The organism is Streptomyces sp. NBC_01244, assembly GCF_035987325.1.
Classification (GTDB): Bacteria; Actinomycetota; Actinomycetes; order Streptomycetales; family Streptomycetaceae; genus Streptomyces.
In genome coordinates this window covers 3,438,113-3,464,425 of record NZ_CP108488.1, presented here as the reverse complement: position 1 = coordinate 3,464,425, position 26,313 = coordinate 3,438,113, and the positions used below count along the sequence as shown (strand labels likewise).

The 26,313-nt window shown below is 72.0% G+C and carries 19 protein-coding genes; 8 read left to right on the top strand and 11 right to left on the bottom strand.

Translation table 11 applies throughout. The features are described 5' to 3' along the window. The 5 genes from OG247_RS15395 to OG247_RS15375 all read right to left on the bottom strand — a co-directional run bounded on the left by OG247_RS15395 (nucleotide 1) and on the right by OG247_RS15375 (nucleotide 5,874). On the bottom strand, nucleotides 1-930 hold the full coding sequence (locus OG247_RS15395; RefSeq protein WP_327252787.1) for a carbohydrate ABC transporter permease: 930 nt from the start codon (nucleotides 928-930) through the stop codon (nucleotides 1-3). A gap of 5 nt (nucleotides 931-935) precedes the next feature. Next, nucleotides 936-1,886: a carbohydrate ABC transporter permease gene (locus tag OG247_RS15390; RefSeq protein ID WP_327252786.1), complete on the bottom strand. Its 951-nt coding sequence runs from the start codon at nucleotides 1,884-1,886 to the stop codon at nucleotides 936-938. Nucleotides 1,887-1,890: 4 nt separating this feature from the next. After that, the gene (locus OG247_RS15385; protein WP_327252785.1) at nucleotides 1,891-3,225 is read right to left on the bottom strand and encodes an ABC transporter substrate-binding protein; all 1,335 of its coding nucleotides are present in this window, start codon (nucleotides 3,223-3,225) and stop codon (nucleotides 1,891-1,893) included. A gap of 117 nt (nucleotides 3,226-3,342) precedes the next feature. After that, the gene (locus OG247_RS15380) at nucleotides 3,343-4,590 is read right to left on the bottom strand and encodes an ROK family transcriptional regulator (RefSeq protein WP_327252784.1); all 1,248 of its coding nucleotides are present in this window, start codon (nucleotides 4,588-4,590) and stop codon (nucleotides 3,343-3,345) included. A gap of 207 nt (nucleotides 4,591-4,797) precedes the next feature. Further along, nucleotides 4,798-5,874 (bottom strand): mechanosensitive ion channel family protein, encoded by a 1,077-nt coding sequence (locus tag OG247_RS15375; protein WP_442813616.1) that lies wholly within the window; start codon nucleotides 5,872-5,874, stop codon nucleotides 4,798-4,800. A 282-nt stretch (nucleotides 5,875-6,156) separates the two neighbouring features. Between OG247_RS15375 and OG247_RS15370 the strand changes: the two genes are divergently transcribed. After that, nucleotides 6,157-6,711, top strand: coding sequence for an HNH endonuclease (locus OG247_RS15370; RefSeq protein ID WP_266877654.1), 555 nt, complete (start codon nucleotides 6,157-6,159; stop codon nucleotides 6,709-6,711). A 246-nt stretch (nucleotides 6,712-6,957) separates the two neighbouring features. Here the strand turns inward: OG247_RS15370 and OG247_RS15365 are convergent, their stop codons facing one another. Further along, nucleotides 6,958-9,996: a beta-N-acetylglucosaminidase domain-containing protein gene (locus tag OG247_RS15365; RefSeq protein WP_327252783.1), complete on the bottom strand. Its 3,039-nt coding sequence runs from the start codon at nucleotides 9,994-9,996 to the stop codon at nucleotides 6,958-6,960. Between the two features lie 449 nt (nucleotides 9,997-10,445). Between OG247_RS15365 and OG247_RS15360 the strand changes: the two genes are divergently transcribed. The 3 genes from OG247_RS15360 to OG247_RS15350 are packed head-to-tail and all read left to right on the top strand — an operon-like array spanning nucleotide 10,446 to nucleotide 13,000. Further along, nucleotides 10,446-10,670 carry a hypothetical protein gene (locus OG247_RS15360; RefSeq protein WP_442813614.1) on the top strand — a complete coding sequence of 75 codons (225 nt, stop codon included), beginning with the start codon at nucleotides 10,446-10,448 and terminating at the stop codon, nucleotides 10,668-10,670. Nucleotides 10,671-10,685: 15 nt separating this feature from the next. After that, nucleotides 10,686-12,740 (top strand): 4-alpha-glucanotransferase, encoded by a 2,055-nt coding sequence (locus tag OG247_RS15355; RefSeq protein WP_327252781.1) that lies wholly within the window; start codon nucleotides 10,686-10,688, stop codon nucleotides 12,738-12,740. Nucleotides 12,741-12,760: 20 nt separating this feature from the next. Next, nucleotides 12,761-13,000 (top strand): hypothetical protein, encoded by a 240-nt coding sequence (locus tag OG247_RS15350; protein WP_327252780.1) that lies wholly within the window; start codon nucleotides 12,761-12,763, stop codon nucleotides 12,998-13,000. A 150-nt stretch (nucleotides 13,001-13,150) separates the two neighbouring features. Here the strand turns inward: OG247_RS15350 and OG247_RS15345 are convergent, their stop codons facing one another. Next, nucleotides 13,151-13,642 carry a MarR family winged helix-turn-helix transcriptional regulator gene (locus tag OG247_RS15345; RefSeq protein ID WP_327252779.1) on the bottom strand — a complete coding sequence of 164 codons (492 nt, stop codon included), beginning with the start codon at nucleotides 13,640-13,642 and terminating at the stop codon, nucleotides 13,151-13,153. A gap of 116 nt (nucleotides 13,643-13,758) precedes the next feature. On the opposite strand from OG247_RS15345, the gene OG247_RS15340 reads away from it, so the two are divergent. The 3 genes from OG247_RS15340 to OG247_RS15330 are packed head-to-tail and all read left to right on the top strand — an operon-like array spanning nucleotide 13,759 to nucleotide 16,582. Beyond that, nucleotides 13,759-14,700, top strand: coding sequence for an EamA family transporter (locus OG247_RS15340; protein WP_327252778.1), 942 nt, complete (start codon nucleotides 13,759-13,761; stop codon nucleotides 14,698-14,700). 51 nt (nucleotides 14,701-14,751) lie between these two features. Further along, a complete protein-coding gene (locus OG247_RS15335; RefSeq protein WP_327252777.1) occupies nucleotides 14,752-15,669 on the top strand; it encodes a DMT family transporter in 918 nt (305 codons plus the stop codon). Between the two features lie 10 nt (nucleotides 15,670-15,679). Continuing rightward, nucleotides 15,680-16,582: a LysR family transcriptional regulator gene (locus OG247_RS15330; RefSeq protein WP_327252776.1), complete on the top strand. Its 903-nt coding sequence runs from the start codon at nucleotides 15,680-15,682 to the stop codon at nucleotides 16,580-16,582. A gap of 190 nt (nucleotides 16,583-16,772) precedes the next feature. Here OG247_RS15330 and pepN read toward each other — a convergent pair whose 3' ends face one another. Next, entirely contained in the window at nucleotides 16,773-19,358 is a 2,586-nt protein-coding gene (gene pepN, locus OG247_RS15325) for an aminopeptidase N (protein WP_327252775.1), read from the bottom strand. Between the two features lie 138 nt (nucleotides 19,359-19,496). Here pepN and OG247_RS15320 point away from each other — a divergent pair, with 138 nt between their 5' ends. After that, nucleotides 19,497-19,994: a DUF1203 domain-containing protein gene (locus OG247_RS15320; RefSeq protein WP_327252774.1), complete on the top strand. Its 498-nt coding sequence runs from the start codon at nucleotides 19,497-19,499 to the stop codon at nucleotides 19,992-19,994. Between the two features lie 88 nt (nucleotides 19,995-20,082). Here OG247_RS15320 and OG247_RS15315 read toward each other — a convergent pair whose 3' ends face one another. The 3 genes from OG247_RS15315 to OG247_RS15305 all read right to left on the bottom strand — a co-directional run bounded on the left by OG247_RS15315 (nucleotide 20,083) and on the right by OG247_RS15305 (nucleotide 26,155). Next, nucleotides 20,083-21,111 (bottom strand): aspartate-semialdehyde dehydrogenase, encoded by a 1,029-nt coding sequence (locus tag OG247_RS15315; RefSeq protein WP_327252773.1) that lies wholly within the window; start codon nucleotides 21,109-21,111, stop codon nucleotides 20,083-20,085. Nucleotides 21,112-21,379: 268 nt separating this feature from the next. Next, on the bottom strand, nucleotides 21,380-22,585 hold the full coding sequence (locus OG247_RS15310) for an RNA-guided endonuclease InsQ/TnpB family protein (protein WP_327252772.1): 1,206 nt from the start codon (nucleotides 22,583-22,585) through the stop codon (nucleotides 21,380-21,382). Nucleotides 22,586-22,822: 237 nt separating this feature from the next. Beyond that, entirely contained in the window at nucleotides 22,823-26,155 is a 3,333-nt protein-coding gene (locus tag OG247_RS15305) for a S8 family serine peptidase (RefSeq protein WP_327252771.1), read from the bottom strand. Nucleotides 26,156-26,313: the final 158 nt, after the last annotated feature.

Sequence of the window (26,313 nt, the reverse complement as noted above, 5' to 3'; positions counted from 1 at the left end):
CTAGCCTTTCACTCCGGTCAGGGTGACGCCTTCGACGAACGCCTTCTGGGCGAAGAAGAAGAGGACGATCACCGGGGCCATGACCAGCACGGTCGCGGCCATGGTCAGGTTCCAGTTGGTGTGGTGGGCGCCCTTGAAGGACTCCAGCCCGTAACTGAGGGTCCAGGCGGCCGGGTTGTCGGAGGCGTAGATCTGCGGGCCGAAGTAGTCGTTCCAGGCGCAGAAGAACTGGAACAGCGCGACCGCCGCGATGCCGGGCTTGGCCATCGGCAGCACCACCTTCAGCAGGGTGCGCAGCTCTCCGCAGCCGTCGACCTTCGCCGCGTCCAGGTACTCGTCCGGGATCGTCAGCAGGAACTGGCGCAGCAGGAAGATGGAGAACGCGTCGCCGAAGGCCATCGGGATGATCAGCGGCCACAGGGTGCCGGACAGGTCCAGCTGCTTGGCCCAGAAGAGGTACATGGGGATGACGACCACCTGGGGCGGCAGCATCATCATGGCGATCACGAGCAGCAGCGACAGCCGCCGGCCGCGGAAGCGGAACTTGGCGAGCGCGTAGGCGACGGGCACCGAGGAGACCACGGTCAGTAGGGTGCCGAGGCCCGCGTACACAAGGGTGTTGCGCCACCAGGTCAGGAAGCCGGGGGTGTCCCACACCTTCGCGTAGTTGCCCCACTCCCAGGTGCGCGGCCACAGCTCGCGGGTCAGCGCCTGCTGGTCGCTCATCACGGAGGTCAGGAAGAGGAACACGAAGGGGAGGACGAAGAACAGCGCCGCGGCGACGCCGAGGGAGTGCACGGCCACCCAGTGCAGGGCGGCCCGCCGCCGCGCGGTGCGTACGACCCGCGCGGAATCCGGTGTGAGGGCCGCGGCCGGCCGCGGGGTCCGCCGCGGGCCGCGGGTGAGGGTCTGGCTCTGGTTCTGGCCCATGGCCGTCAGTCACCTGCCGTGATCAGGCCGCCGCGCCGCCGCATCAGCAGCGCGGTGAAGGCCATGGAGAGGGCGAACAGCACCAGGGCGACCACGCAGGCGGTGCCGTAGTCGAAGCGCTGGAAGCCGACGTTGTAGATGACCTGGGGCAGGGTCAGCGTGGACTTGTCGGGGTACCCGGGCTCGGTCGGCTGGCCCGAGCCGCCGATCACGCCGGACGCCACCTTCCCCGCCACCAGGGGCTGTGTGTAGAACTGCATCGCCTGGATGACCCCGGTGACCACCGCGAACAGGATGATCGGGGAGATGTTCGGCAGGGTGATGTGGCGGAAGCGCGCCGGCGCCCCGGCCCCGTCCAGCTCGGCGGCCTCGTACTGCTCGCGCGGTACGTCGAGGAGCGCGGCCATGAAGATGACCATCAGGTCGCCGACCCCCCACACAGCGAGCGCGGTCAGCGCGGGCTTGGACCAGGCGGGGTCCGTGAACCAGCCGGGCGTGGGCAGCCCGACCGCGTCCAGCAGGGTGTTCACCGGGCCGCTGCCCGGGTTGAGCAGGAAGACGAAGGCCAGGGTCGCCGCCACCGGAGGGGCCAGGTAGGGCAGGTAGAACAGGGTGCGGAAGACGCCCGTGCCCAGTTTGATCTTCGTGATGAGCAGGCCGATGCCGAGACCGAAGGCGACCCGGCAGGCGACCATGACCACGACCAGCCACAGGGTGTTGCGCATGGCCGGCCAGAACATCGGGAGGTCGGAGAAGACGTAGGTCCAGTTGTCCAGCCCGTTGAAGACGGGCGGGCGGAAGCCGTCGTACTTGGTGAAGGAGAAGTAGACGGTGGAGACGAGCGGGTAGGCGAAGAAGACGCTGAACCCGATCAGCCAGGGCGACATGAAGGCCGTCGAGCGCAGTGCCGACCTGCGTCGCCTGGCGCGCAGTTCGGGGGAGAGGGTGCCGTTCATCGGGCTACTTGGCCTTCGCGATGTCCGTGTCGATCTGCTGGTCGGTCTTGGCGAGACCGGCCGCGATGTCCGTGACCTCGCCCTTCTCGACCGCGTACGCGAAGTCCGTGAAGGTCAGCTGGTAGGTGCCGCCGTCCGCCTGCGCCGGGGTGGTGGTCGACTTCGGGTGCTTGGCGATGTCGATGAACGTCTTGAACTCCGGGCTCACCTGCAGCTTGGGGGAGTCCAGGGCGGCCAGCGTGGAGGGCACGTTGTGGATGGCGTTGGCGAACTCCACGACCGCGTCGGTGTCGGTCGTCATGTACTTCGTCAGCTCCCAGGCGGCGTTCTGCTTCTTGCTGCCCGAGGCGATGCCCATGATCGTGCCGGCCAGGTAGCCCTTGCCGTACTCGGCGATCCGGTCGTCCGGGACGGGCATCGGCGCGGTCCCGATCTCGAACTTCACCCCGGCCTCCTTCGCCATGGGCGCCCGCCACTCGCCGTCGATCTGCATGGCCACCAGGCCCAGGTGGAAGGGGTGCTCGGCGCTCCACTCGTCACCGAAGGTGGTGCGGAACTTCTCCAGCTTCTCGTACCCGCCGAGCTTGCCGACCAGGTTCTTCTGGGCCGTCAGCATCTGCGCGAAGCCGGGGTCCTTGGCCAGGTTGGACTTGCCGTCGGCGGTGAAGTACGACGGGCTCCACAGCGCGGCCAGGCGCTGGGGGGCGGTCTCGTAGCCGTGGAAGGTGGGCATGATGCCGAGCTGCTGGTACGAATCGCCCTTGGGGATCGTCAGCTTCTGCGCGGCGGCCTCGAACTGGCTCCAGGTCTTGGGTGGTTCGGTGATCCCGGCGGCCTCGAAGGCGGTCTTGTTGTAGACGAGGCCGTACGCGTCGTTCAGCAGCGGCAGCGTGCACTGGTTGCCGTTGAACTGGGTGTACTCCAGCAGGGTCTTGGGGAAGACCTTCTCCTTGTCGACCCCGGACTTCTTCAGGAAGGGGTTCAGGTCCGCGAAGGCGCCGGTGTTGCAGAACTTGCCGACGCTGTCGGTGGTGAAGGAGGAGACCACGTCGGGGGCCTTCTCCCCGCCGGCGCGCAGCGCCTGGTTGATCTTGTCGTCCGTCATGTTGCCGGTGACGTTCACCTTGATGTTCGGGTGCGCCTTCTGGAACCGGGCGATGTTGTCCTCGATGGCCTTGATCTCGCTGGGGGCGGACCAGCCGTGCCAGAAGTTGAGGGTGACGTCCTTCTTCGGGTCGTCGGCGGCCGTGTTGGAGGCGGAGCCCGCACACGCGGTGGCGAGTACGGATATCGCGGCGACGGCGGTGGCGGCGACGGTCAGGCGGCGGATTCCGGGCATGGCGGAGTCACTCTCTGCGCGGGGGGACTTCCTGGAGGGGTGGAGGTGCGGTGGTGCGGAGGTGTGCCGTGGTGCGGGTGGTGCGGGGAGGCGTGCGGGTGGTGCGGGTGGTGCGGTTCAGCGGCGCGAGGTGTCGAAGACCTCGTCGCGGGTCGCGGCGAGGGCGCTCTCCAGTGCCCCGCGCAGTACGGGCCGTTCCCGTACCTCGCCCGTCACCAGCAGGGGCCGGGACGGGGCGAGGTCGGCGAGCTCGGCCTCGAGGAGCTCGCGCAGCGGCTCGCCGCCCGCGATGGTCAGCGCGCCGGAGAGGATCACGATCTCCGGGTCCAGTACGGCCACCAGCGAGGCGAGACCGGTGGCGAGGGCGGTGGCGTACTCCCGCAGGAGTTCCAGGTGAGCCCCCTCGGGCGCCGCGGCGGCCTGGGCCAGCAGCGCGGCGGCCGCCTCGACCATGGCCCCGGACTCGGCCCCGTGCACGGCGCCGTGCACCGAACCGGCCCCGGCCGCGGCGGCCGGCGGCGCGTCGACGCCGAGCCGGGCCGCCATCGCGGGCAGGACCTGTGCGCCGGCCAGCTCCTGGTAGCCGCCGGAGTTGACCCGGGTGACCTGGCGGACCAGCGGGTGCCCGGCGACCGGCAGGAAGCCGATCTCCCCGGCGCCGCCGGTCCAGCCGCGGTGCAGCCGGCCGCCGAGCACGAGGGCGGCTCCGAGGCCCTCCTCGTTCCACAGCAGGACGAAGTCCTCGTGGCCGCGGGCGGCGCCGAGCCGCTGCTCGGCGACGGCGGCGAGGTTCACGTCGTTCTCGTACTCGACCGGCATCGGCAGGGCCGCGGCGAGCTCGTCGAGGAGCGTGGGGGACTGCCAGCCCGCCAGGTGGTCGGCGTAGCGCAGCACCCCGGTGCGGGGGTCGAAGGAGCCCGGGGTCGCGATGACCACCCGGTGGATGTCGGCGAGGTGCAGCCCGGCGTCCTTGACGGCCTCGCCGAGGGCGCGGGTGACCTGCTCGACCGGCCCGGTGCCCTCCGCGTGGGGGAGCTCGTGGCTGCCGATCACCTCGCCGGCGAGGTCGGCCACGGAGGCGAGGATCCGGCCCGGGGTGACATCGAGCCCCGCGACGTACGCGGCCCGCGCGTTGACGGCGTAGAGCTGGGCGTTGGGGCCGGGGCGGCCGGTGGCGGTGCCGGTGGCGACGACGAGCCCGGCGGCCTCCAGTCGGGCCAGCAGCTGGGAGGCGGTGGGCTTCGAGAGGCCGGTCAGATGCCCGATCCGGGTCCGGGACAGCGGACCGTGCGTCAGCAGGAGCTCGAGCGCGGCCCGGTCGTTCAGGGCGCGCAACAGGCTGGGCGTACCGGGGGTGGCGGGCATGGTGTGGCTTCTCCCTCGCGGAGATGAACTGTTAGGTAAGTTTCCTATTGGTGGGTCGCTCGTGTCAATGGTGGCGCGTACACCACTGCCCCCGCAGATCGGATCTGCGGGGGCAGCGGTGTTGCGCGGTGTGAGCGGTGTACGGAGCGGTGTGAGCGGTGTACGGATACGAGCGGTGTACGGATACGGATACGAGCGCGGCGGGCGCTACTTCGTGATGCGGGGACCGGAGACCGAGCCGCCCACGGCCGGCGGCGGGATCTCCGCCGTGGCCAGGGACTGCGGGGAGGTCGGGTTCGCCAGCGCCGACGGCGGGGCGACGGAAGCCGAGGGATCGGCCGCGGCCTCGTCCTCCTCGGGCGCCGGCAGGCCCCCGACGATCCCGATGCCCGCGGCGTCGAAGGCGTCCTTGATCCGCCAGCGCAGCTCGCGCTCCACCGAGAACTGCTGGCCCGGCATCGTCTTCGCCGACACCGACACCGTCATGGAGGCCAGCAGCACCTCGTCCAGGCCCAGCACCTCCACCGGACCCCACAGCCGCTCGTCCCAGGGGGACTCCTTGGCCAGGGTGTCGGCGATCCCCTTGATCACCTCACGGATGCGGGAGAGGCTCTCGGTCGGCTTGACCTGCACGGCCACGCTCGCCGTGGCCCAGCCCTGGCTGAGGTTGCCGATCCGCTTGATCTCGCCGTTGCGGACGTACCAGATCTCTCCGTTGTCGCCGCGCAGCTTGGTGACGCGCAGGCCCACCTCGACGACCTCGCCGGAGGCCACCCCGGCATCGATCTTGTCGCCGACGCCGTACTGGTCCTCAAGGATCATGAACACGCCGGAGAGGAAGTCCGTGACCAGGTTCCGGGCGCCGAAACCGATCGCCACGCCCGCCACACCGGCGCTCGCCAGCAGCGGTCCCAGATTGATGTCGAGCGCGCCGAGCACCATCAGGCCCGCCGTGCCGAGGATCAGGAACGAGGCCACCGAACGCAGCACGGACCCTATGGCCTCTGACCGTTGCCGGCGCCGCTCGGCGTTGACCAGCAGCCCGCTCAGGGCCGTGCCCTCGACGGCATCGGCGCCGCGGTTCATCCGGGTGATCAGCTTGGTCAGCGATTTGCGGACCACCGAACGCAGGGCGAAGGCGATGACCAGGATGAGGAGGATCCGCAGGCCCAGGTACAGCCATCCGGCCCAGTTCTCCTCTATGAAACTGGCGGCGTTCGTGACGCTCTCGTGGGTCTCTCTGATCGTTTCGGCCGCGTCCGGGTTGTCGGCTGCGAGCGGGATCAGGGCGGCAGGCCTGGGCACGGCGGGAACCTCCAGATATAGCGTCCTGCCCGCGGAAGGGATGGGGCGGGCAGACCATCCACCCTAACGGGGCATTCGGCCGGACTTGTTGCCATGTTCGAGGGAGAGACCAGACTCACGCGGGGATGAAGCGGGTGTGGTTGAAAACACCTCGGACCCGTTACGGGCGCGTGGTGGCGCTTCGACCAGCCGTAAGGGGAGACTGGAAAGCAGATCGTCCCGGCGCGAGCCACGCGCCGCCGGCGTACAAGGAGGCAGTCCGTGCCGCACGTCCTGGTCCTCAACGCGTCGTACGAGCCCCTCGGCGTCGTACCGCTCCGTCGCGCGCTCGTCCTCGTCCTGGAGAACAAAGCCGTCTCCCTGGAAGAATCCGGCGCCTTTCTGCACAGCGCGACAAGGGCCGTCCCCGCGCCCAGCGTGGTTCGGCTCAAGCGCTTCGTGCGGGTCCCCTACCGGGGGCCCGTTCCACTCACCCGCCGCGCGCTCTTCGCCCGGGACGGCGGCCGCTGCATGTACTGCGGGGCCGTCGCCACCAGTGTCGACCACGTCATCCCGCGCAGCCGGGGCGGGCAGCACGCCTGGGACAACGTCGTCGCCGCGTGCCGTCGCTGCAACCACGTCAAGGCCGACCGGCACCTGGTCGACCTCGGCTGGCGGCTGAGGCACCAGCCGGCTCCGCCGTCCGGGCTGGCCTGGCGGATCATCGGGACGGGGCACCGGGATCCGTGCTGGATGCCGTACCTCCAGCCGTACGGGGCGGAGGATGCGCTGGACCGCATCGGGGTACCGGTCGCCGCCGCGGCGGTCGCGTCGTAGCCCCCTGAGCCCGGGCCCCGGCTGCGGGCGTGTCGCTGCGCGGGGCGAAGTCCCCTACCCACCCTTCGCCCGTTCCCCGGGCTGTGCCCGGACCCCCTGGGGCTCCGCCCCAGACCCCGCGCCTCAAACGCCGGCGAGGCTGGATCGATCCAGCCCGTCCGGCGTTTGAGGACCGGGTCCGGGCGGAGCCCGGGGAACGGGCGAAGGGCGGGTAGGGGACCCGGCCCCGCAGGGTTGCCCGGGCCCCTACGGGGCCACCGCGAAGGCCTCGGCGCCCAGCAGGCTGCAGCCGTAGCGGGTGGCCCGGGCCTCGCACGTGACCCGGACGAAGCGGGCCGGGCCGCCCGCCGGGTCCAGGTGGACGGAGTCCACCCCGCCGTGCGAGGCGACCGTCGCCGAGGGATGCCAGGTGACACCGTCCGCCGAGGTCTCCACCCGGAACCGGGACGGGTACGCCTCCTGCCAGCGCAGCCGCAGCAGCCCGATCCGCGCCGGGGCGGACAGCTCCGCCTGCCACCAGGCCCCGTCGGCCGCGGGCGAGGACCAGCGGGTGGCAGGGGAATCGTCCAGCGCCCCCGACGCGGGGAACGCCGGGGTCTCGTCGGCCGAGGACGAGGCCACGGCGGAGCGCAGCAGGTTCGGGCCGGCCGTGCGCGGATGGGCGCGGACCTTCAGCGTGTGCGTCTGGGAGCCGAAGGTGACCGGAACCTCATAGGTGCCCGGCGCGGTGCCCGCGGCCACCGTGACCTCCACCGGGACGGTCGCCGTCGTGCCGCGCGCGGCCGCGGCCGTCTGCGGCAGTCGCAGCGTGATCCCCGGAGGCGGCGTCGCCGACAGGGGCCCGCGGACCTCGCCGGGACGCAGCGCGGACAGCTCCGCCGGGATCCGCTGCGCGGCCCCGCCGATCTCCGCGTCCACGGTGTCCGCCAGCTCGAAGCGGGCCTCCGGGCCGTCCGCGGTCCAGGGGACCACGCTGTGCACGGCCGGAGCCGGGCCCGACCAGACGAGCCGGACCGCGTCGGCCCGCAGACCGCCCACGTCCGCCTGGGTCCAGCCCGACGCCGCCGCCTCCGCGACCTTGCGCCAGCCCTCTCCCGGTACGTGGGCCTCGATCACGGCGCCCCGGCTGCCGGGCGGCAGCGGGTCGGTCATCACGGTCACCACCGACACCGGCCGGGCACCGGACAGCTCGACCGTCCACGCGTCGGCCTGCCGCGTCACCGTGCCCGGCTCGCGGGCCGCGCCGGTCCACGCGTCGGCCTCGGCCGCGGCCCGGGCCAGGAAGGGGTCCAGTACCGCCTTGTCGACCCGGGCGGCTTCCGCTCCGGACAGCGCCGCGCGGGCGGTGGTGAGGGCCTGCGAGGCCCGCCAGGCCGCCGCCCCGTCCCCGCGGGCCTGCGCCTGGAGGACGTCGAGGGCCAGCTCCCCGGCCGCCCCGTAGCGCGCGAGCCGCGACAGCCAGGGCCCCGCCTCCTCCGCGAGCGCGGGCAGCCGGTCCGGGGCCTCGCGCAGCACGCGGAAGGCGGCGCGCAGCCGCTCGCCCGCCGCCGGGTCGCCGGAGCTCCGGGCCCGCCAGAACTCGTCCGTCAGCGGGACCAGGTAGGCGGACTCGGGCTGGGCGAGGCCGGAGGAGGCGTTGTTCCCGGCCAGCGCGGCCAGCGCCTCCCGGGCCTTGGGGTCGGGTCCGGCCAGCGAGGCCACGGCCGCCGCCCAGGAGTCGGAGGCACGGTAGCCGCGCGGGTTCCACGTGAAGTCCGCCGCGGTGAACAGCGGGATGCGCGACAGGGCGGCCTGGGGCATCGCGTTGGCCAGTACGGCCGCGGAACCGCCCGCGACCACCGGGTCCCGTCCCGCGTACGGGCCGAGGAAGATCCGGCCCGGATCCCAGTCGTTGACCGGGTAGTTGTCCATGGTGACCAGCGGGTGCTGCCCGAGCGCCGAGCGCGCCCCGGTCATCTCCGGCCCGGTGATGGTGCGCGGCACCACGCCGACGCCCGTCCAGGCCACTTCCACCCGGTGGTCCAGGGCGCCGCCCAGCGCGGTCCGGTAGGGCGTCGCGCCCTCCTGGTAGTACTCGGTCGGCAGCAGCGACAGCGCGGGCGCCCCCGGATAGCGCCGGGCCAGGTGCGCGGCCAGCTCGCCCGCCACCTCCGCGTGCGCCTTCGCCGCCGCCGCCGGGCCCTTGCCGTACCGCTCCCGGTCGGCCCGGCAGCCCCACTCGGTGTAGCTGACGTCCTGGAACTGCAGCTGGAACGCCCGGAACCCGAGGTCCCACATGGCGTCCAGCTTGCGGGCGAGCGCCGCCCGGTCGGCCGAGGAGGCCAGGCACATCGACTGCCCGGGCGCCACCGCCCAGGCGAGCACCACCTTGTTGGCGCGCGCCCGGTCGGCCAGCTCCCGCAGTTCCGCCGCCTGCGGCGCCGGGTAGTCGCGGCGCCACTGCGTGGTCCGGTACGGGTCGTCACCGGGCGCCAGCAGCAGGCGGTTCAGTTTGGTGCGGCCCATGAACTCCACCTGCGCGAGCCGCTGGGCGGCCGTCCACGGAGTGCCGTAGAACCCCTCCGTGATCCCGCGCACCGGGGCTGACGGCCAGTCCCGCACGAGGACCCCGGGCACCTTCCCGCCGCTCTGGGAGAGCAGTTGACGCAGCGTCTGCGCCGCGTGGAACAGCCCGTCCTCGCCCACGCCCGCCAGCGCGACCGTGTCCCGGCCCTCGGCGCGGCCCACCGCCAGCCGGTAGCCGCCGGCCGGCAGGTCGCCGGCCGCGTCCGCGCCGAGCGCCCGCAGCGCCCGCTCCGTGCCCCCGTCGCCAGGCCCCTGGAGCCGTACGACGGGTCCTGCCCCGGGGAGAGGTTCCCCGTCGGCCCGCTCGTGCAGGGTCCGCACGCCCGCCCCGCGCAGGGCGTCGCGCACCAGCTGGGCGGCGTACGGGTCCACGTCCGCGGGCATCACCAGGACGGCCTCGGTGCCCAGCGGTACCGCCCGGGCCGGGTCGGAGGCCGTCGACTGCGGCCGGGGATGCACCGCGGGCCCCTCGGCGGCGGTGCGCGCCGGACCGGAGCGGGGGTCGAGCGCGGGCGCGGGTACGGGGAGGGGCGCCGGGTCGCGCAGCGCCGCGGGAGCCGCGGAGGTTCCGGGCGCGGCGGGTGCGTCCGGTGCGTCCGGCGAGGTGGGCGCGGCGAAGGCGGTGGGGGGACCCGCGACCGCCGAGCCGCTCAGCAGCGCACCGATGACGGCGACCGCCGCGGCCGTGGCCGTGGCCCGCTTGCTGCCCCTGATCTGCACGCGGCCACCCCGTCCCGAGTCGTCCCCCGCTCGTACGAATGAGCCAGACCCCACCATCCGTACGCCCGGGGTGTCAACGCCCGCGGGTGATCTGACCTGGATCGGCCAGGAATGCGGGTCCGCCGACTGGGTAGGGCTGGGATGTTCTCCGGTCCGCGCGCCGGAGGGCGTTCCCGACGATCCCGCACGCCAGGGCCGAGGCTCCTGACGTGCGGTGACCGGTGCGGAGCTCCGCAACACCTCCCGCGCACGGCCCGAACACAGGCACGTCTGTACGGATTCACGGACCGCACAGGAGAATTTCCGCTGTCGGTGGTGCGCGGACGGCGCGCGGACCGACACAGTGGAAGCCGTCCACGGGTCCTGATCGATCCTCACGTACGAAGGAGTGCCTGCCGGTGAACACCAAGGCCGCGAAAACCGAGAACGCCACCAGCACCACCACCGTCATATCCGCCGCATCCGCCGCATCCGCCGCATCCGCACCGAAACGGCGTCCGCCGCTCGCCCACCTGCCGGCGCAGTCCGGACCGGACGAACGGCCCCTCACCAGCGAGCCGTCGCTCGCCGACGCCGCGCACGCGCCGCTGACCAGTGAGCCCCCGCTCGCCTGCGAGGCCCCGCTGACCAGCGAGCCGACCACCCATGCCGCGGCGGCCGCCGCGGGTGACTAGACGACAAGGAACCTGATGGACGACCTCGCCCGGCTCGCGGCCCTGTACGGAGTCGCCACCACCTACCAGCCCGCCGAGGACGTCACCCTCCGGGTCCCGGAGACCACCGTCGCCGCCGTACTGCGGCAGTTGGGGGTGAACACGGACACCCCGGAGTCCGTGCGGGCGGACCTGGCCGCGGCCGAACACGACGCGGCGCACCGGCTGTTGCCGCGCGTACTGGTGTGGTGGTCCGGGTCCCGGCCGCCCGTGGAGCTGGCCGCGCTGCCGCCGGGGACCCGGACCCTGCTGGAGGCGGAGGAGGACGGGCCGCGAGAGGCGGCGGGCCGAACGGCCCCCCAGGAGCCGCCGGTGGCCTGGAGCGCGTCCGGCGCGGGGGAGCCGCCGCTCGGCGTGCACCGGATCCACGCCGAGGCCCCCGACGGCCGCACCGCCACCGCCACCCTGATCGTGGCCCCCGACCGGGCCCCGGCGGCGCCCGAGCGCACCCACGGGCTGCTCGTCCAGCTCTACTCGGTGCTCTCCGAACGCTCCTGGGGCATGGGCGACCTCGGCGACCTGGCGGAGCTGGCGCGCTGGGCGGGCCGCGTCCACGGAGCCGGCTTCGTCCAGGTCAACCCGCTGCACGCGGCCGTGCCCGGCACCCCGACCGACCCCTCCCCGTACCGGCCGTCCTCGCGGCGTTTCCCCGACCCGGTGCACCTGCGGATCGAGGACGTCCCCGAGTACGCCGACTGCCCGGACCGGGCCGCCCTCGCGGAACTGGCCGACCGGGGAGCGCAGTTGCGCCGGGAGGTGCTGGAGAAGGGGGCGCTGATCGACCGGGACGCCGTCTGGTCCCTCAAGCGGGCCGCCCTGGAGCTGCTGTACGCGGTCCCGCGCGGCCCCGAACGGGAGGCGGCGTACGGGCAGTTCTGCGCCGAGCAGGGGGCGGAGCTGGACCGGCACGCCGCCTGGTGCGCCGGGCACGCCGGGGAGGACCCGAAGGCGCGGGCCGACTTCCACCGCTGGCTGGTCTGGCTCACCGACGCCCAGCTCGCCGCCGCCCAGCGGGCCGCCAAGGAGGCCGGGATGGCCGTCGGCATCGTGCACGACCTGGCCGTCGGGGTGCACCCGGAGGGCTCGGACGCCACCGGAGCCCCCTTCGGAGCCCCCCACTACGCCCGGGCCGTCTGCGTCGGCGCCCCGCCGGACGCCTTCAACGCGCGCGGCCAGGACTGGGGTCTGCCCCCGTGGCGGCCCGACCGGCTGGCCGCCACCGGCTACGCGCCGCTGCGGGCCCTGCTGCGGGGGGTCTTCCGGTACGCCGGCGCCCTGCGCATCGACCACGTCATGGGACTGTTCCGGCTCTGGTGGATCCCGGAAGGGGCCCCGCCCGCCGAAGGCGCGTACGTCTCGTACGACGGGGAGGCGATGCTCGCCCTGCTGGTCCTGGAGGCGCACCGGGCGGGGGCCCTGGTCATCGGCGAGGACCTCGGCACCGTGCAGCCGGGGGTCCGTCAGGCGCTGGCCCGGCGCGGGGTGCTGGGCACCTCGGTGCTCTGGTTCGAGCGGGACTGGGGCGGGGACGGGGAGCCGCTGGAGCCGGAGCGCTGGCGGGCCGACTGCCTGGCCACCGTGACCACCCACGATCTGCCTCCCACGGCCGCCAAACTGGCCGGCTCCCACGTGGAACTGCGCGACCGGCTGGGGCTGCTGACCCGCCCCGCGGAGCGGGAGCGCGCCGAGGACGCGGCCGACACCGCGCGCTGGCTGGACGTACTGGAGGACCTCGGGCTCGACACCAAGGGCGAGGAGGCCGCCGTACGGTCCCTGTACGGGTTCCTGCTGCGCACCCCGGCCCGGCTGGTCGGGGTCTGGCTGCCCGACGCGGTGGGGGACCGGCGGCCGCAGAACCTGCCCGGAACCTGGGACCAGTACCCCAACTGGCGGCTCCCGGTCGCCGACGCCGAGGGCCGACCGCTGACCCTGGAGGCACTGGCGGCCTCGCCGCGGGCGAACGCCCTGCTGGGGGCGGTGCGGGGAGCGGTGGGAACCCGTACGGCACCCCCGGGCGCGCGCGGCGTTTAGGTGTTCGCTACGTTTGCACCGTGGACAAGAAGAACGCTCTGCGCGCCGGCGCCGTCACGGCCGGAACGACGCTGATGATGCTGCTGATGACGTCTCCCGCCCTCGCGGTCACCCGTGACGACGGCGACGACCCGGGTCCGGGCCTGAGCGTCGCCGAGACGCTCGGCCTCTACGTGGCCGCGCCGATCGTGCTGTTCCTGGTCATCGCCGGTCTGGTGATGGTCGGCGACAAGTCGCGAAAGACGCAGCACGAAGGCTGAGCGAGCCTGAACCGGCCTGAACGGGCCTGACCCCTCCGGGGGTTTCCCCGTTCGATCCGAATCTTCCGGGGCGCCGGGGGTCCTCGAGGACCCCCGGCGTCTCGTCGTACCCGGGCCCCGGGCCCGGATCGCCGACCGGCCCGGCCCCGGCTACGGAGCCCCTGCCATCACCTTGCGCAGCAGACCGGTGAGCGCCGCGATCTCCGCCCCGTCGAGCCCGGTGAGCGCTTCGCGCTGCACCTCCAGACCCGCCTCGACCGCCTCGTCGATGAGCGCGAGGCCGCGGTCGGTGATGGTCACCCGGAGTCCCCGCCGGTCGTCCGGATCGGGGCTCCGGCGCAGCAGCCCGGCCTTCTCCAGCTTGTCCAGCCGTCCCGTCATCCCGCCCGTGGTGAGCATCAGCGTGGCCGAGAGCTGGCGGGGCGAGAGGGTGTACGGGGTTCCGCTGCGGCGCAGCGTGGCCACGACGTCGAACTCCCCGCGCGCGATTCCGTAGCGGGCGTAGGCCTTTTCCATCGCGTCACCCATGGCTTTGGAGATCCGGAAGATCCGGCCGAAGACGGCCATGGGCGCGGTGTCCAGATCGGGGCGCACCGCGAACCACTGGTCCGCGATGGCGTCGACGGGGTCCTTGTCGGTCATGGGCGCAGTATCCGGCTTCCGATCGGTCCTTCGCAAGAAAGTTGCTTGCTGGCAAGTAGCTTAGTGCTAAGCTACTTTCAAGTGAGCTACTCGTTCCTGCCGGAGGAGCATCCGCCGTGAAGCGCGCCACCACCGTCGTCCTGACCGCCCTCGCCCCCATCTCCTGGGGCTCCACCTACTTCGTGGCCTCCGAGCTGCTGCCGCCGGACCGGCCGCTGTTCACCGGGGTGATGCGGGCCCTGCCCGCCGGTCTGCTCCTCACCGCCCTCGCGCGGAAGCTGCCCACGGGGCGGTGGTGGTGGAAGGCGGCCGTCCTGGGCGGGCTCAACATCGGAGCCTTCTTCCCGCTCCTGTTCCTCTCCGCCTATCGCCTGCCCGGCGGGGTCGCGGCCGTACTGGGCTCCCTGGGGCCGCTGTTCGTCGTGGGGCTCGCCGCCCTCCTCCTGGGCGAGCGAGCCCGGCTGCGGACCGTGCTCGCCGCCGTCGTGGCGGCCTTCGGCGTCGGCATGGTGGTGCTGACCGCGCAGGCGCAGCTCGACCCGGTCGGCGTGGTGGCCGGCGTCGTCTCCTCCGCCTCGATGGGCGCGGGCATCGTCATGACCAAGCGCTGGGGGCGCCCGGAGGGTGTCGGCCCGCTGGCCATGACCGGCTGGCAGCTCACCGCGGGCGGGCTGATCATCATCCCGGTCGCCGCGCTGGTGGAAGGGGCGCCGCCGGCCCTCGACGGCAAGGCCTTCCTCGGCTACGGCTACATGATGCTGATCAACACCGGCATCGCGTACTGGCTCTGGTTCCGCGGCATCGGGCAGCTCACCGCCACCTCGGTCACCCTCCTCGGCCCGCTCTCGCCGCTCACCGCCGCGGTCATCGGCTGGGCCGCCCTGGGGCAGGCGCTGTCCCCGGTGCAGGTGCTGGGCATGGTGATCGCCTTCGGAGCCACCGTCGCCGGGCAGCTCGCGGCGGGCGCACCGCGACCGAAGACCGAACCTTTCAGTTCTCCTGAAGGAATCCATCGAAATGTTTCGATGGACCTGACGGGTGGCCCGGTGCGACGGTAGATCAACGAACCGACACTCCGAACCCCGAGGGGGAGACACACCGTGGCCGTCATGGACCGAGTCCGCACCGTCCCGCAGGCAGCACTGCCCGGCAAGGCGAAGAAGGGGACCGCCGGTCTCGGCATCCTCCTCGCCCTGCTCGCCACGGTCGTCTGGTCCGGCAGCTTCGTCGCCACCCGCGGGATGGCGGACAGCATCCCGCCCGTCCAGGCCGTCTTCTGGCGCTGGGTGATCGCCACCGTGGCCGTCGCCCCCTTCGCCGCCCGGCAGGCCTGGCAGCAGCGGGCCCTGATCCGCAAGCACTTCGGCTACATCGCCCTGGCCACCCTCTTCGGCGTCACCCTCTACAACACCCTCGTGCACCAGGCCGGACTGACCACCTCCGCCTCCAACATGGGCATGATCATGGCCGCCTCGCCGGTCATCATGGCCCTGTACGCCCGCCTCGGCGGCGAAAAGCTCGGCGCCCGGCGCACCTTCGGCCTGGCCCTCGCCGCCCTCGGCGTGCTCCTCCTGGTCGGCAAGGGATCGATCCGCTTCGACTTCGCCGCCGGCGACCTGTGGATGTTCGGCGCCGCCCTGTCCTTCGCCACGTACAGCGCCCTCCTCAAGCGCAAGCCCGCCGAACTGGGCGGACTCGCCTTCCTGCTCACCACCTTCGTCCTCGGCGCCCTGATGCTCGCCCCCGCCTACGCCGTGTCCCTCGGCGTCCAGGGCGGCTTCCAGGTCACCCCCTCCACCGCCGGAATGCTCCTGTACGTCGGCGTCTTCTCCTCCGCCGTCGCCTTCTTCGCCTGGAACAAGGCCGTCGCGATGATCGGCGCGGCCCGCGCCGGAGTCGTCTACTACCTCCAGCCGGTCTGCGTCGCGGGCCTCGGCCTGCTGCTCCTCGGCGAGACCACCGGCCCCACCCAACTCCTCTGCATGGCGCTGATCCTGGGCGGAGTGGGTCTGGGTGCCCGGCGGTAAGTTCGGTCCCATGATCGAGTGGGACATCAAGAAGCTGCGGATCCTGCGGACCCTCGCCGAACAGGGGACCGTGACCGCGACGGCCGAGGCGCTGCACATGACGCCCTCGGCCGTTTCGCAGCAGCTGACCAACCTGGCCAGGACGCTCGGGGTCCCGCTGCTGGAGGCGCAGGGCCGCCGGGTCCGGCTCACCGACGCCGCCCACCTCGTACTGCGGCACGCGGAGGCCGTGTTCGCGCAGCTGGAGCGCGCCGACGCGGAGCTCACCGGATACCTCGCGGGGGAAGCGGGGGAGGTCCGGATCGGGGCCTTCTCCACCGCCGTACCGGTCCTCGTGGTCCCGGCGGTCGCCGCCCTGAGGCGCTCGCACCCCGGCGTGGAGGTCCGCGTACGGGAGACCGAGGCGGCCGAGTCCTACGAGCTGCTGTCCGCCGGGGTCGTCGACCTCGCGCTCTCGCTGGCGGCGCACGCCCCGACCGCCCGGGACCCCCGGTTCACCCGCGGGACCCTGCTGGAGGACCCTCTCGACGTGGCCCTGCCCCCGGACCATCCGCTGGCCGGCGCCGCGGAGCTGCGGCTCGCGGACCTGTCCGGGGATCCGTGGATCTACGGCGGCTCCGGGCCCTGGTCGGAGATCACCCGCAACGCGTGCGAAGCCGCGGGCTTCGTCCCGGAACAGGCCCACTCGGCGTCCGGCTGGACGGCGATCCTCGCCATGGTCGAGGCGGGCATGGGGGTGGCGCTGGTTCCCCGGATGGTGGCGAGCCGCGCCGCGGGTGTCGCCGTCCGGGACCTGCCCCACGACCGGCCGGCCCGGCACGTCATCGCCGCCCTGCGGCGGGGCTCGGAATCGGCCCCGGCGGTCGCCCACGCGCTGGCGGCGTTGCGGGCGGTAGCCGCCGCAAGGGTGTAGCCGGCGCGGGGAGCCGCTGCGCGGGGCCTTCCCCCACCCCGCCCCTTCCCGAAACCGGGGCTCCGCCCCGGACCCCGTACGTGCGCTTCGCGCCCGTGCCCTCAAACGCCGGGCGGGCTGAAAGCATCCAGCCTCGCCGGCGTTTGAGGCGCGGGGTTCGGGGCGGAGCCCCGGCGGTGGCGCGAGCCGATCAGGCCCGGGCGTCGGCCGCCTGGGCGGTCAGCGCGCGCTCGACGCCCGCGCGGGACTCCGAGACCAGGCGGCGCAGGGCCGCGTTCGGCTCGGCCGAGGCCAGCCAGGCGTCCGTCGCCGCGAGGGTCTCCGGGGAGACCTGGAGGGACGGGTAGAGCCCCACCGCGATCTGCTGGGCGATCTCGTGGCTGCGGGTCGCCCAGACCTCCTTGACCGCCGCGAAGTACTTCGCCGTGTACGGGGCGAGGAGCTCGCGCTGGTCGGTCTGGACGAAGCCCCCGATCACCGCCTCCTGCACCGCGTTCGGAAGCGAGTCGCCCTCGACGACCGAAGCCCAGGCCTCGGCCTTGGCCTCCGCCGTCGGACGCGCCGCCCGGGCGGTCGCCGCGTGCCGCTCGCCCGCCGCGGTCCTGTCGCGCTCCAGCTCGGCCGCGATGGCCGGCTCGTCGGCGACGCCGGTGGCGGCCAGGCGCTCCAGGAACGCCCAGCGCAGCTCCGTGTCCACGGCCAGGCCCTTGACCTCCGCCGATCCGTCCAGCAGCGCCGACAGATAGGTCAGCTGCTCCTCGGTACGGGCCGTCGCCGCGAAGGCGCGGGCCCACGCCAGCTGGTGGTCGCTGCCCGGCTCGGCCGCACGCAGGTGCTCCAGCGTGGCCTCCGTCCAGATGGCCAGGCCTTGGCCCCGCCACGCCGGATCGGCGTACAGCTCCACGGCCAGCTTGACCTGGCGGTGCAGCGACTGGACGACGCCGATGTCCGATTCCTTGCCGATGCCCGACAGGACGAGGGCCAGGTAGTCGCGGGTGGCCAGCTCGCCGTCGCGGGTCATGTCCCAGGCCGAGGCCCAGCACAGCGCGCGCGGCAGCGACTCGGTGAAGTCGCCCAGGTGCGCGGTGACGTTGGCGAGGGACACCTCGTCGAGGCGGACCTTGGCGTACGACAGGTCGTCGTCGTTCAGCAGGACCACGGCCGGACGGGTCCGGCCGATCAGCTCCGGCACGGCGGTGAGGTCGCCGTCGATGTCCAGCTCGATCCGCTCGCCGCGCACCAGCTTGCCGTCGGCCAGGTCGTACAGGCCCACCGCGATGCGGTGCGGGCGCAGGACCGGCTCGCCCTGGGCGCCGGCGGGCAGCGCCGGGGCCTCCTGGCGGACGGCGAAGGCGGTGATGGAGCCGTTCTCGTCGGTCTCGATCTCCGGGCGCAGGACGTTGATGCCGGCCGTCTCCAGCCACGCCTTCGACCAGGCCGTCAGATCGCGGCCGGAGGTCTCCTCCAGGGCGCCCAGCAGGTCCGACAGACGCGTGTTCCCGAAGGCGTGCGCCTTGAAATAGGCCTGCACGCCCTTGAAGAAGGCGTCCTGGCCGACGTAGGCCACGAGCTGCTTGAGGACCGAGGCGCCCTTGGCGTACGTGATGCCGTCGAAGTTGACCAGGACGTCGTCCAGGTCACGGATGTCGGCCATGATCGGGTGCGTGGAGGGCAGCTGGTCCTGCCGGTACGCCCAGGTCTTCATGGAGTTGGCGAAGGAGGTCCAGGCCTGCGGCCACTTCGAGCCCTCCGCGTACGCCTGGCAGGCGATGGAGGTGTAGGTGGCGAACGACTCGTTCAGCCACAGGTCGTTCCACCACTCCATGGTGACGAGGTTGCCGAACCACATGTGCGCGAGCTCGTGCAGGATCGTCTCGGCGCGCGACTCGTACGCCGCGTCCGTCACCTTCGAGCGGAAGACGTACTGGTCGCGGAAGGTGACCGCGCCCGCGTTCTCCATCGCGCCCGCGTTGAACTCCGGCACGAAGAGCTGGTCGTACTTCGCGAAGGGGTAGTCGTACGCGAACTTCTCCTGGAACCAGGTGAAGCCCTGCCGGGTCACGTCGAAGATGGCGTCGGCGTCGAGGAACTCGGCGAGCGAGGGACGGCAGTAGATGCCGAGCGGGACGGACTGCCCGTCCGCGCCCTCGTAGGAGCTGTGCACCGAGTGGTACGGGCCGACGATCAGGGCCGTGATGTACGTGGAGATGCGCGGCGTGGGCTCGAAGCGCCAGACGTTGTCGGCGGGGGCATCCGCCCCCAGCGGAATGTCGCGTGGGGAGTTCGAGATGACCGTCCAGCCCGCGGGGGCCGTCACGGTGAACCGGAACGTCGCCTTCAGGTCGGGCTGCTCGAAGCTCGCGAACACGCGGCGCGCGTCCGGGACCTCGAACTGGGTGTACAGGTATGCCTGCTCGTCGACCGGGTCGACGAAGCGGTGCAGACCCTCACCGGTGTTGGTGTACGCGCAGTCGGCGACGACGCGGAGCTCGTTGGCCCCGGCGGCGAGGTGCGCGAGCGCGATCCGGGAATCCCGGAAGACGGCGGCCACGTCGAGCGACTTGCCGTTGAGGACGACCTCGTGCACGGCCGGAGCGACCAGGTCGATGAAGGTCTCGGCGCCGGCCTCGGCGGACTGGAAGCGCACGGTGGTCACGGAGGGGTACGTGCCACCCTCCTGCGCGCCGCTGAGATCGAGTTCGATCTCGTACGAGTCGACACTGAGCAGCTTTGCGCGCTGCTGAGCCTCTTCACGGGTCAGATTCGTGCCTGGCACGCGGTCATCTCCTTCGATGGTGACGTTCGGCCCATCCTTCCACGCGGGCCGGGCCACCGCGCCGGAGTAATCCACGGGCGAAACTCGACGTCCGATTTCCGCCAGCTCCGACCGGTCCGCCGGAGCACCCTGGACCCCATGACCACCCACACCGCGCTCGCCATCACCCCTCCCGTCCTGGCCACCCTGCGCACCCTCGACGATGCCGGGCGCCCCTGCACGCCCTACGAGGACCCGGAGGGCGGCGCCCCGCTGCGCTGCTGCCTGCGCCGCAGCGCCCCCGGCGAACGGATCGCCCTCGTCGCGTACGCCCCGCTGCGCCGCTGGGCCGCCGCGACCGGCGTCGACCCGGGGGCCTACGACGAGCAGGGCCCGGTGTTCATCCACGCCGCCGACTGCGGCGGACCGGCCCCGGAGACCGGCCTCCCCTTCGCCCACCCCGGCGCCCTGCGCACGGCCCGCCGCTACGACGCCGCGGGCCACATCCTCGGCGGGCGGGTGCTCGACCTCGCCGAGAACCCGGACGCGGTGGTCGGGCAGGCGCTGACGGAGGCCTTCGAGGACCCGCGGACCGCGCTCGTCCACGTCCGAGCGGCCGAGTACGGCTGCTACCTCTTCGAGGTCCGCCGGGCGTAGCGGGAACCGCCGGAGGCAGAACCACCGAAGGCGGGAACGCCGAAGGGCGGCACCGTCACGGTGCCGCCCTTCGCCGGTGCGAGCGGGATCAGCCGCGCAGCTCCTCCGCGACCAGCTCCGCGATCTGGACCGCGTTCAGCGCGGCGCCCTTGCGGAGGTTGTCGTTGGAGAGGAACAGCGCGAGGCCGTTCTCGGTGGTCTCGTCGAGGCGGATGCGGCCCACGTACGAGGCGTCCTTGCCCGCGGCCTGCAGCGGGGTCGGGATCTCCGAGAGCTCGACGCCCGGGGCGTCCTTCAGCAGCTCGTAGGCGCGCTCGACGCTCAGCGGACGGGCGAAGCGGACGTTGACCTGGAGGGAGTGGCCGGCGAAGACCGGCACGCGCACGCAGGTGCCCGAGACCTTGAGCTCCGGGATCTCCAGGATCTTGCGGGACTCGTTGCGGAGCTTCTGCTCCTCGTCGGTCTCGAAGGAGCCGTCGTCCACGATCGAGCCCGCGAGCGGGATCACGTTGTAGGCGATCGGCCGCTTGTAGACGGCGGGCTCGGGGAACTCCACCGCGTCGCCGTCGAAGGTCAGCTGGTCGGCGGCCTCGGAGACCGCGCAGGCCTGGCCCTTGAGCTCGGCGACGCCCGCCAGGCCCGAGCCGGACACGGCCTGGTAGGTGGTGGCGATCAGCGCGGTCAGACCGGCCTCGTCGTGCAGCGGGCGCAGCACCGGCATCGCGGCCATCGTGGTGCAGTTCGGGTTCGCGATGATGCCCTTGGGGCGGTTCTTGATCGCGTGCGGGTTGACCTCGGAGACGACGAGGGGGACCTCGGGGTCGCGGCGCCAGGCGGAGGAGTTGTCGATCACGACGGCGCCCTGCGAGGCGACCTTCTCGGCGAGGGCCTTGGAGGTGGCGCCGCCCGCGGAGAAGAGCACGATGTCCAGGCCGGAGTAGTCGGCCGTGGAGGCGTCCTCGATGGTGATCTCCCGGCCCTCCCACTCGAGGGTGGAGCCGGCCGAGCGGGCCGAGGCGAACAGCCGCAGCTCGTCCACCGGGAACTTGCGCTCGGCCAGGATGCCGCGCATGACTCCGCCGACCTGTCCGGTGGCTCCGACGATTCCGACCCTCACGGTGACTCCTCTTGGTACGTACGACGCGGGCGCGCGTGAAGCCATCATGCGTTCGACCCCACGAGCCTTGTCCAATCCATTGTCCGAGGAGCGGACGGTGTTCTCCGTGTGAACCCCCGTGACAACTCTGTGGCGGCCGTGTTGCACCGCCGCCCGACGGGCGTTTCGCCTGGTCGAAGCCGGTTGGCGTCTGGTTTGTCCGCACGCGTGGGATCGCGCTCTACGTCAACACTGGTCGCCGGTGCGACACAGCTTGCGTTACGGCGCATCACTGGCTGTGGTGCGCCGTCTGCGTCCGGCCGTCTCGCTGGTGCGGGACGGCCGGGGCCGGTGACTGGGCCCCGCTTCGCCACAGCATCTGCGCGCGTGCGCGGATGTTGCGGGAGCCGTTGCGGTCTGCGTGATCAACGAATCCGCAGGACCGGCAGGCGAAGCGGGCCTGTGAGACCCGGTTCGCCTTGTCGATGTGGCCGCACCGGGAGCAGGTGCGGGAGGTGTGCGCCGGGTCGACGTACACCACCGGCACTCCGGACCGTCGGGCCTTGTAGGCGATGAAGTTGCCGAGCTGGGCGAAGGCCCAGGTGTGCACCATGGCCCGTTGGGGCTTCCTCAGCCGTACCCGTTCGCGGATCCCGGTCAGGTTCTCCAGACCGATTCCGCGCCCGGTGCGTTCAGCCTCGGCCACGATGTGTTTGGCGATCTTGTGGTTGACGTCCCGGATGCGCCGGGCTTCCTTGCGGCGCCTGCGCTGCGCGCGGCGCTTGGCGGACTTGGTTCCCTTGCGCTGCAGCTTGGCCCGCAGCTTGAGATCCCGGCCCCGGAGGTGGTTCAGCCTCCGTCCGGCCATGGTCTCACCGTCCGACGTCGTCGCGATGTTGACGATCCCGAGATCCACACCCAGAAAGTCCACCGGATCGTTGTTCGGCTGGGCTTCCGGCACTTCGCACGTCGCGGACAGGAACCAGGCCCCGTCCCGGTACAGCAGATCTGACTCGCCCTGCCGGTACCGGGACAGCACGGCGACGTGTTCGGCACCAGCGGCGAAGTGGACGTTCTCAAGGCGTCCGCTGGTCGTCCATATCGAAACGGTGAGTCTGTCGATCTGCCAGGACAGCATCCGGTCGTCGTGCGGCTGCCCGGCGTACGGCCGAAACACGAGCGGCTTCCCCGCCGCCTGGCGGTAGCGTCGCGATCCGGGCTTGCCGAGGTTCCCGGCCTTTAGATTAGCCCGCAGTGTCGCGTAGGCGTTGGCGGTCTTCTTGATCACATGCTGCGCGGCTTGTGCCCCCAGCCCCCACCGGCCTTTTAGCTCGGCATAGGTGTGCTTGCGCAGGTCGAAATTCCGGTAGGCCTCCTCCGTGAACGCAACCTCCGCGACCCACGATGCGGCCTCGTTGCATGTCCGCAAGGTCGCCTCAAGGGCCGACGCCTGCCCGGGCGTCGGCAGCAGCTTGACCTGCACCGCCAGCTTCACGAGTAACGAACCTAAGTGCTCGTACAGCCATCTGCTGGGCGAGCTTCCATTCGTCACTCTTGGCGGTGAATATGCGCACATGTGGTCGGTTTCGGCTGTCGTTAGCCTTCTTCGGTGTCGTCGCTCGGCATAGGGATGCCTGACGGGCTGCGTGCCCGATGGACACGCCAGGGGCAATGAGGAGGGGGCGGCGCTCGTCAGAGCGTCGCCCCCTCCGTTCTTCAGGCTCCTACCGGGTTACGGCAGGACCTTCTCGATCTGCACGCTGCCGGTGCCGGCGGCGGTGCCGCGGGCGTTGAGCAGCTTGACCTCGCCGAAGAACTGGCGGCCTTCCGGAGCGGCGCTGCTGACCAGCACGTTCGCGGAGACGGTCGCCGAGGCGCCGTTGGCGAGGTTGACCGCGGCGGCCTCGTCGACCTGGACGGTGCCCAGGGCGGCCGAGTAGTAGACGTCGCGGTAGTCGTACGTGGTGGAGCCGGACGGGATCGCGTAGCCGAGCACCTCGATGGTGTAGGTGCCCGCGGCCGGGTTGACGAGGCTCACGGCCTCCTCGGAGTCGCCGTCGGCGGAGGTGCCGACCTTGACGCCGTCCTTGTACACGTCCAGGTCGAGGTCGGCGGCGGTGTCGGACACCTTGCCGATCGCGATGTCGAGGCGGGAGACGCCCTCGCCGATCGTGACCTCGGTGGTGTGGGTCTCACCGGTGGCGATGGTCGGCTTGGCGACCTTCGCGGAGCCGAGCGGACCACCCTGGAGCTTGCCGCCGGTGATGGCGGCCCCGTCGTTCTTCACGGTCCACTGGACCGGCGCCGGGGTGCCCAGCTTGACCTCGGGCAGGACCTTGACCGCGGGGTCGAAGGCCGCGCCGAGCACGGAGACGTCCAGCTTGAACGGGTTGTCGAGCAGCGGCGACGTACGGCGCGACTCGACCTCGATCTCCCAGACGCCCGGCTGCGGGTTCGGGTACGAACGCAGGTCGGGGCGGCACTGGTTGGCCGGGTTGTCGTAGTTCGGGTAGCACTGGGTCGTCGCGCTGTCCTCGACGCCGACGCCGTACGGGTGGATCGAGATGAAGCGCGTCTGGCTGCCCGCCGCGAGTCCGCCGAGGGAGACCTCGAGGGTCTTCGCGCCCGCCGGGACGGTCACGAAGTACGACTTGTGGCTGTTGCGCTGCACGGAGGAGGTGTCCGAGTAGCTGTACGCGGGCTTCGCCAGCGGGGCCGAGACGACGACCGTGGAGAGGATCTGCTTGTCGATGCCCTCGGTGGTCTCGTCGTCGAGCTGCAGGATGCCGCTGTGGACGCCGGCCGTCTTGGGCTTGGCCTCGACCTTGATGGTGACCGGCTTGTTCAGGGGCAGGGTGACGTAGTCGTAGCCGCCGATGACCTTGAAGGTGCCGTCGTTGTTGCGCCAGCTGAGCTGGTGCGGGGTGCCGTACTTGACGCCCGTGGTGCGGGTGACGACGACGTCGTAGACCTTCTTCTGGCCGACCTTCAGGCCGCCCTCACGGTCGTAGACGCCGGTGCCGAAGCCCGGGGTCTTCAGGAACTGGTCGATCGCGGTGTCGACCGGCGCCTTGACGGTGAACTCGTTGGCCTTCGCGCCGCGCTGGATGGACTCCCACGCGCCGGGGATGTTGATCAGGCCCGCGCCCTGGGCGTGCGCCGGAACGTCCGCGATCTTCTTCGCGCTGCTGGTGAGCGCGATGCGCAGGTTCGCCGGGGTGAGGGCGATCTTCTGCTGCTTGGCGGCCGAGATCAGCAGGGCGCCGGCGCCCGCCGCCTGCGGCGAGGACATCGAGGTGCCCTGGAGCATGCCGTAACCGGCCGGCAGGGCGTAGCCGGCCTCCTTCACCGGTGCGCCGGGCAGCCAGGTCTGGATGGTGTTGATCGACGCGCCGGGGGCGGTGATCGTCGGCGTGAAGCCGCCGTCCTCACGCGGACCGCGCGAGGAGAAGGGGAACATGTTGTACGCCTTGGCCACGCCGGAGCCGTAGTTGGCCGCCCAGGTCTCCTTGGAGACCGACGCACCCACGGAGATGACCTTGTCCGCGAGACCGGGGTCGCCGATGGTGTTGATGCCGGGGCCCTCGTTGCCCGCCGAGATGACGAGCTGGACACCGTAGGTGTCGATGAGGTTCTTGTAGAGCTCGGAGCGCGCGTTGTTGCCGTCGTTCAGGGCCGGCAGGCCGCCGATCGACATGTTGACGATGTCCACGCCGCGGTTGACGACGAGGTCGATCATGCCCTCGGTCAGCGCGATGTTGGTGCAGCCGCCGGACCAGGAGCAGGCGCGCGAGGAGACGAGCTTGGCGCCGGGCGCCTCGCCGTTCATCGCGCCGCCGAAGAGGCCGTTGGCGGCGGTGATGCCCGCGACGTGCGTGCCGTGCTCGGACTCGATGATGCCGACGTTGACGAAGTCGGCCTTCTTGCCGACCCAGTCACCGCCCAGCGGGTCCATCGGGACGTCCTTGCGGATCTCGATCACGAACGGGATGCGCTCGGCGACCTCGGTCGCCGGGTTGTCCGTGCCGAAGTAGCCGATCTGGTAGCCGTCCTTGTACGGCTTCATCGGCTCGTTGTTCGTGAAGTCGTTGTCCTGGTCGGTGTCGACGCGGACGGTCCCGGCGACCGGGTCGTAGAGCAGGCCGAACCGGTCGGTGGTGTCCCCGTCCCGGTTGACGTCGCCCTTCATGTCACCGGTGGCGGTGATCGACTCGGTGAAACGGCTCCACTGGAACGAGCCCTCGGGAGCCTTCCAGCTGCCGCCGCCCGCGGTGAAGGTGCCGCCGGCGACCGGGGTGATCTGGGCACGCCAGGTGGCGTCGCCGTCGGTGATCGGGTCGGTCGCGGTGACCCAGTCGACGATCTTGCGCTCGCCGGTGGTGGTCTTCTGGAGCGCCGGGTGGCCGAGGTCGACGCCCGAGTCCATGATGCCGATGGTCACGCCGCGGCCGTCGGCCTTCGGGTTCTTCTTGATGAAGTCCAGCGCGCCCGTCTCGAAGGACGGGTTGTACGGGTTCTTCGCCGGGGTGTTCTTGTCCGGCCCGGGGTAGGTCTCGGCGGCGGTCCGCTTCGCCGTCCCCGTCTCGCGGTCCGCGTCCGGACGGGGGTCCGGCAGCTGGATCTCGTGCCGCAGGTCGATGCCGTGCACGGAGGACAGCTTGGCGGCCGCCTTCAGCGCGGCCTCCGCCTTGTCGGTCGGCAGGGTGGCGCGCACGTAGCCGAGCTGGTCGTACGTCCGGCCCACCGAGGCGCCCTGGACGTCGTCGAGCTGCTTGGCGACCTGCTGGGTCTCGCCGGGGGCCGTCGCGACCATGACCGTGACGGTCTTCTCGCCCTTGGTCTTGGCTTCCTGGAGCAGTTCGGCGTCGGCCGATCCGAGCTTCTGGTCGGCCGACTTCACCGCGGGGTTGGGCGCGGGGGTGTTCGTGCCGGTCGCCGCGAAGACGGGCATGGCGCCGGTGGCCGCGAGGGCGGCCACCAGGCCGGCCGCGGCCGCGACGCGTGAGACGCGCCGGGTCGCGGATATGCCGCCCTGAGTTGAACGAGCGGGGGAGTCGAGGGTCATCAGCATCCCTGGCTAAGTGAAAGGTACGGTCCGGATTTCGGTGCCGGATGACCGGTCAGCCTCGCCTAAGTGACAGCTCTTTGGGGAGAGTTGTCACGGACCGATACCTGCCGTGGCGGACTCCCGCCAGCTCGGGGCATACGCCAGAAGGCCCGTAC

Coding starts and splice junctions, on each gene's coding strand:
- OG247_RS15395 (WP_327252787.1), bottom strand. CDS start 930: ATGGGCCAGAACCAGAGCCAGACCCTCACCCGCGGCCCGCGGCGGACC.
- OG247_RS15390 (WP_327252786.1), bottom strand. CDS start 1,886: ATGAACGGCACCCTCTCCCCCGAACTGCGCGCCAGGCGACGCAGGTCG.
- OG247_RS15385 (WP_327252785.1), bottom strand. CDS start 3,225: ATGCCCGGAATCCGCCGCCTGACCGTCGCCGCCACCGCCGTCGCCGCG.
- OG247_RS15380 (WP_327252784.1), bottom strand. CDS start 4,590: ATGCCCGCCACCCCCGGTACGCCCAGCCTGTTGCGCGCCCTGAACGAC.
- OG247_RS15355 (WP_327252781.1), top strand. CDS start 10,686: ATGGACGACCTCGCCCGGCTCGCGGCCCTGTACGGAGTCGCCACCACC.
- OG247_RS15345 (WP_327252779.1), bottom strand. CDS start 13,642: ATGACCGACAAGGACCCCGTCGACGCCATCGCGGACCAGTGGTTCGCG.
- OG247_RS15335 (WP_327252777.1), top strand. CDS start 14,752: ATGGACCGAGTCCGCACCGTCCCGCAGGCAGCACTGCCCGGCAAGGCG.
- OG247_RS15330 (WP_327252776.1), top strand. CDS start 15,680: ATGATCGAGTGGGACATCAAGAAGCTGCGGATCCTGCGGACCCTCGCC.
- OG247_RS15320 (WP_327252774.1), top strand. CDS start 19,497: ATGACCACCCACACCGCGCTCGCCATCACCCCTCCCGTCCTGGCCACC.
- OG247_RS15305 (WP_327252771.1), bottom strand. CDS start 26,155: ATGACCCTCGACTCCCCCGCTCGTTCAACTCAGGGCGGCATATCCGCG.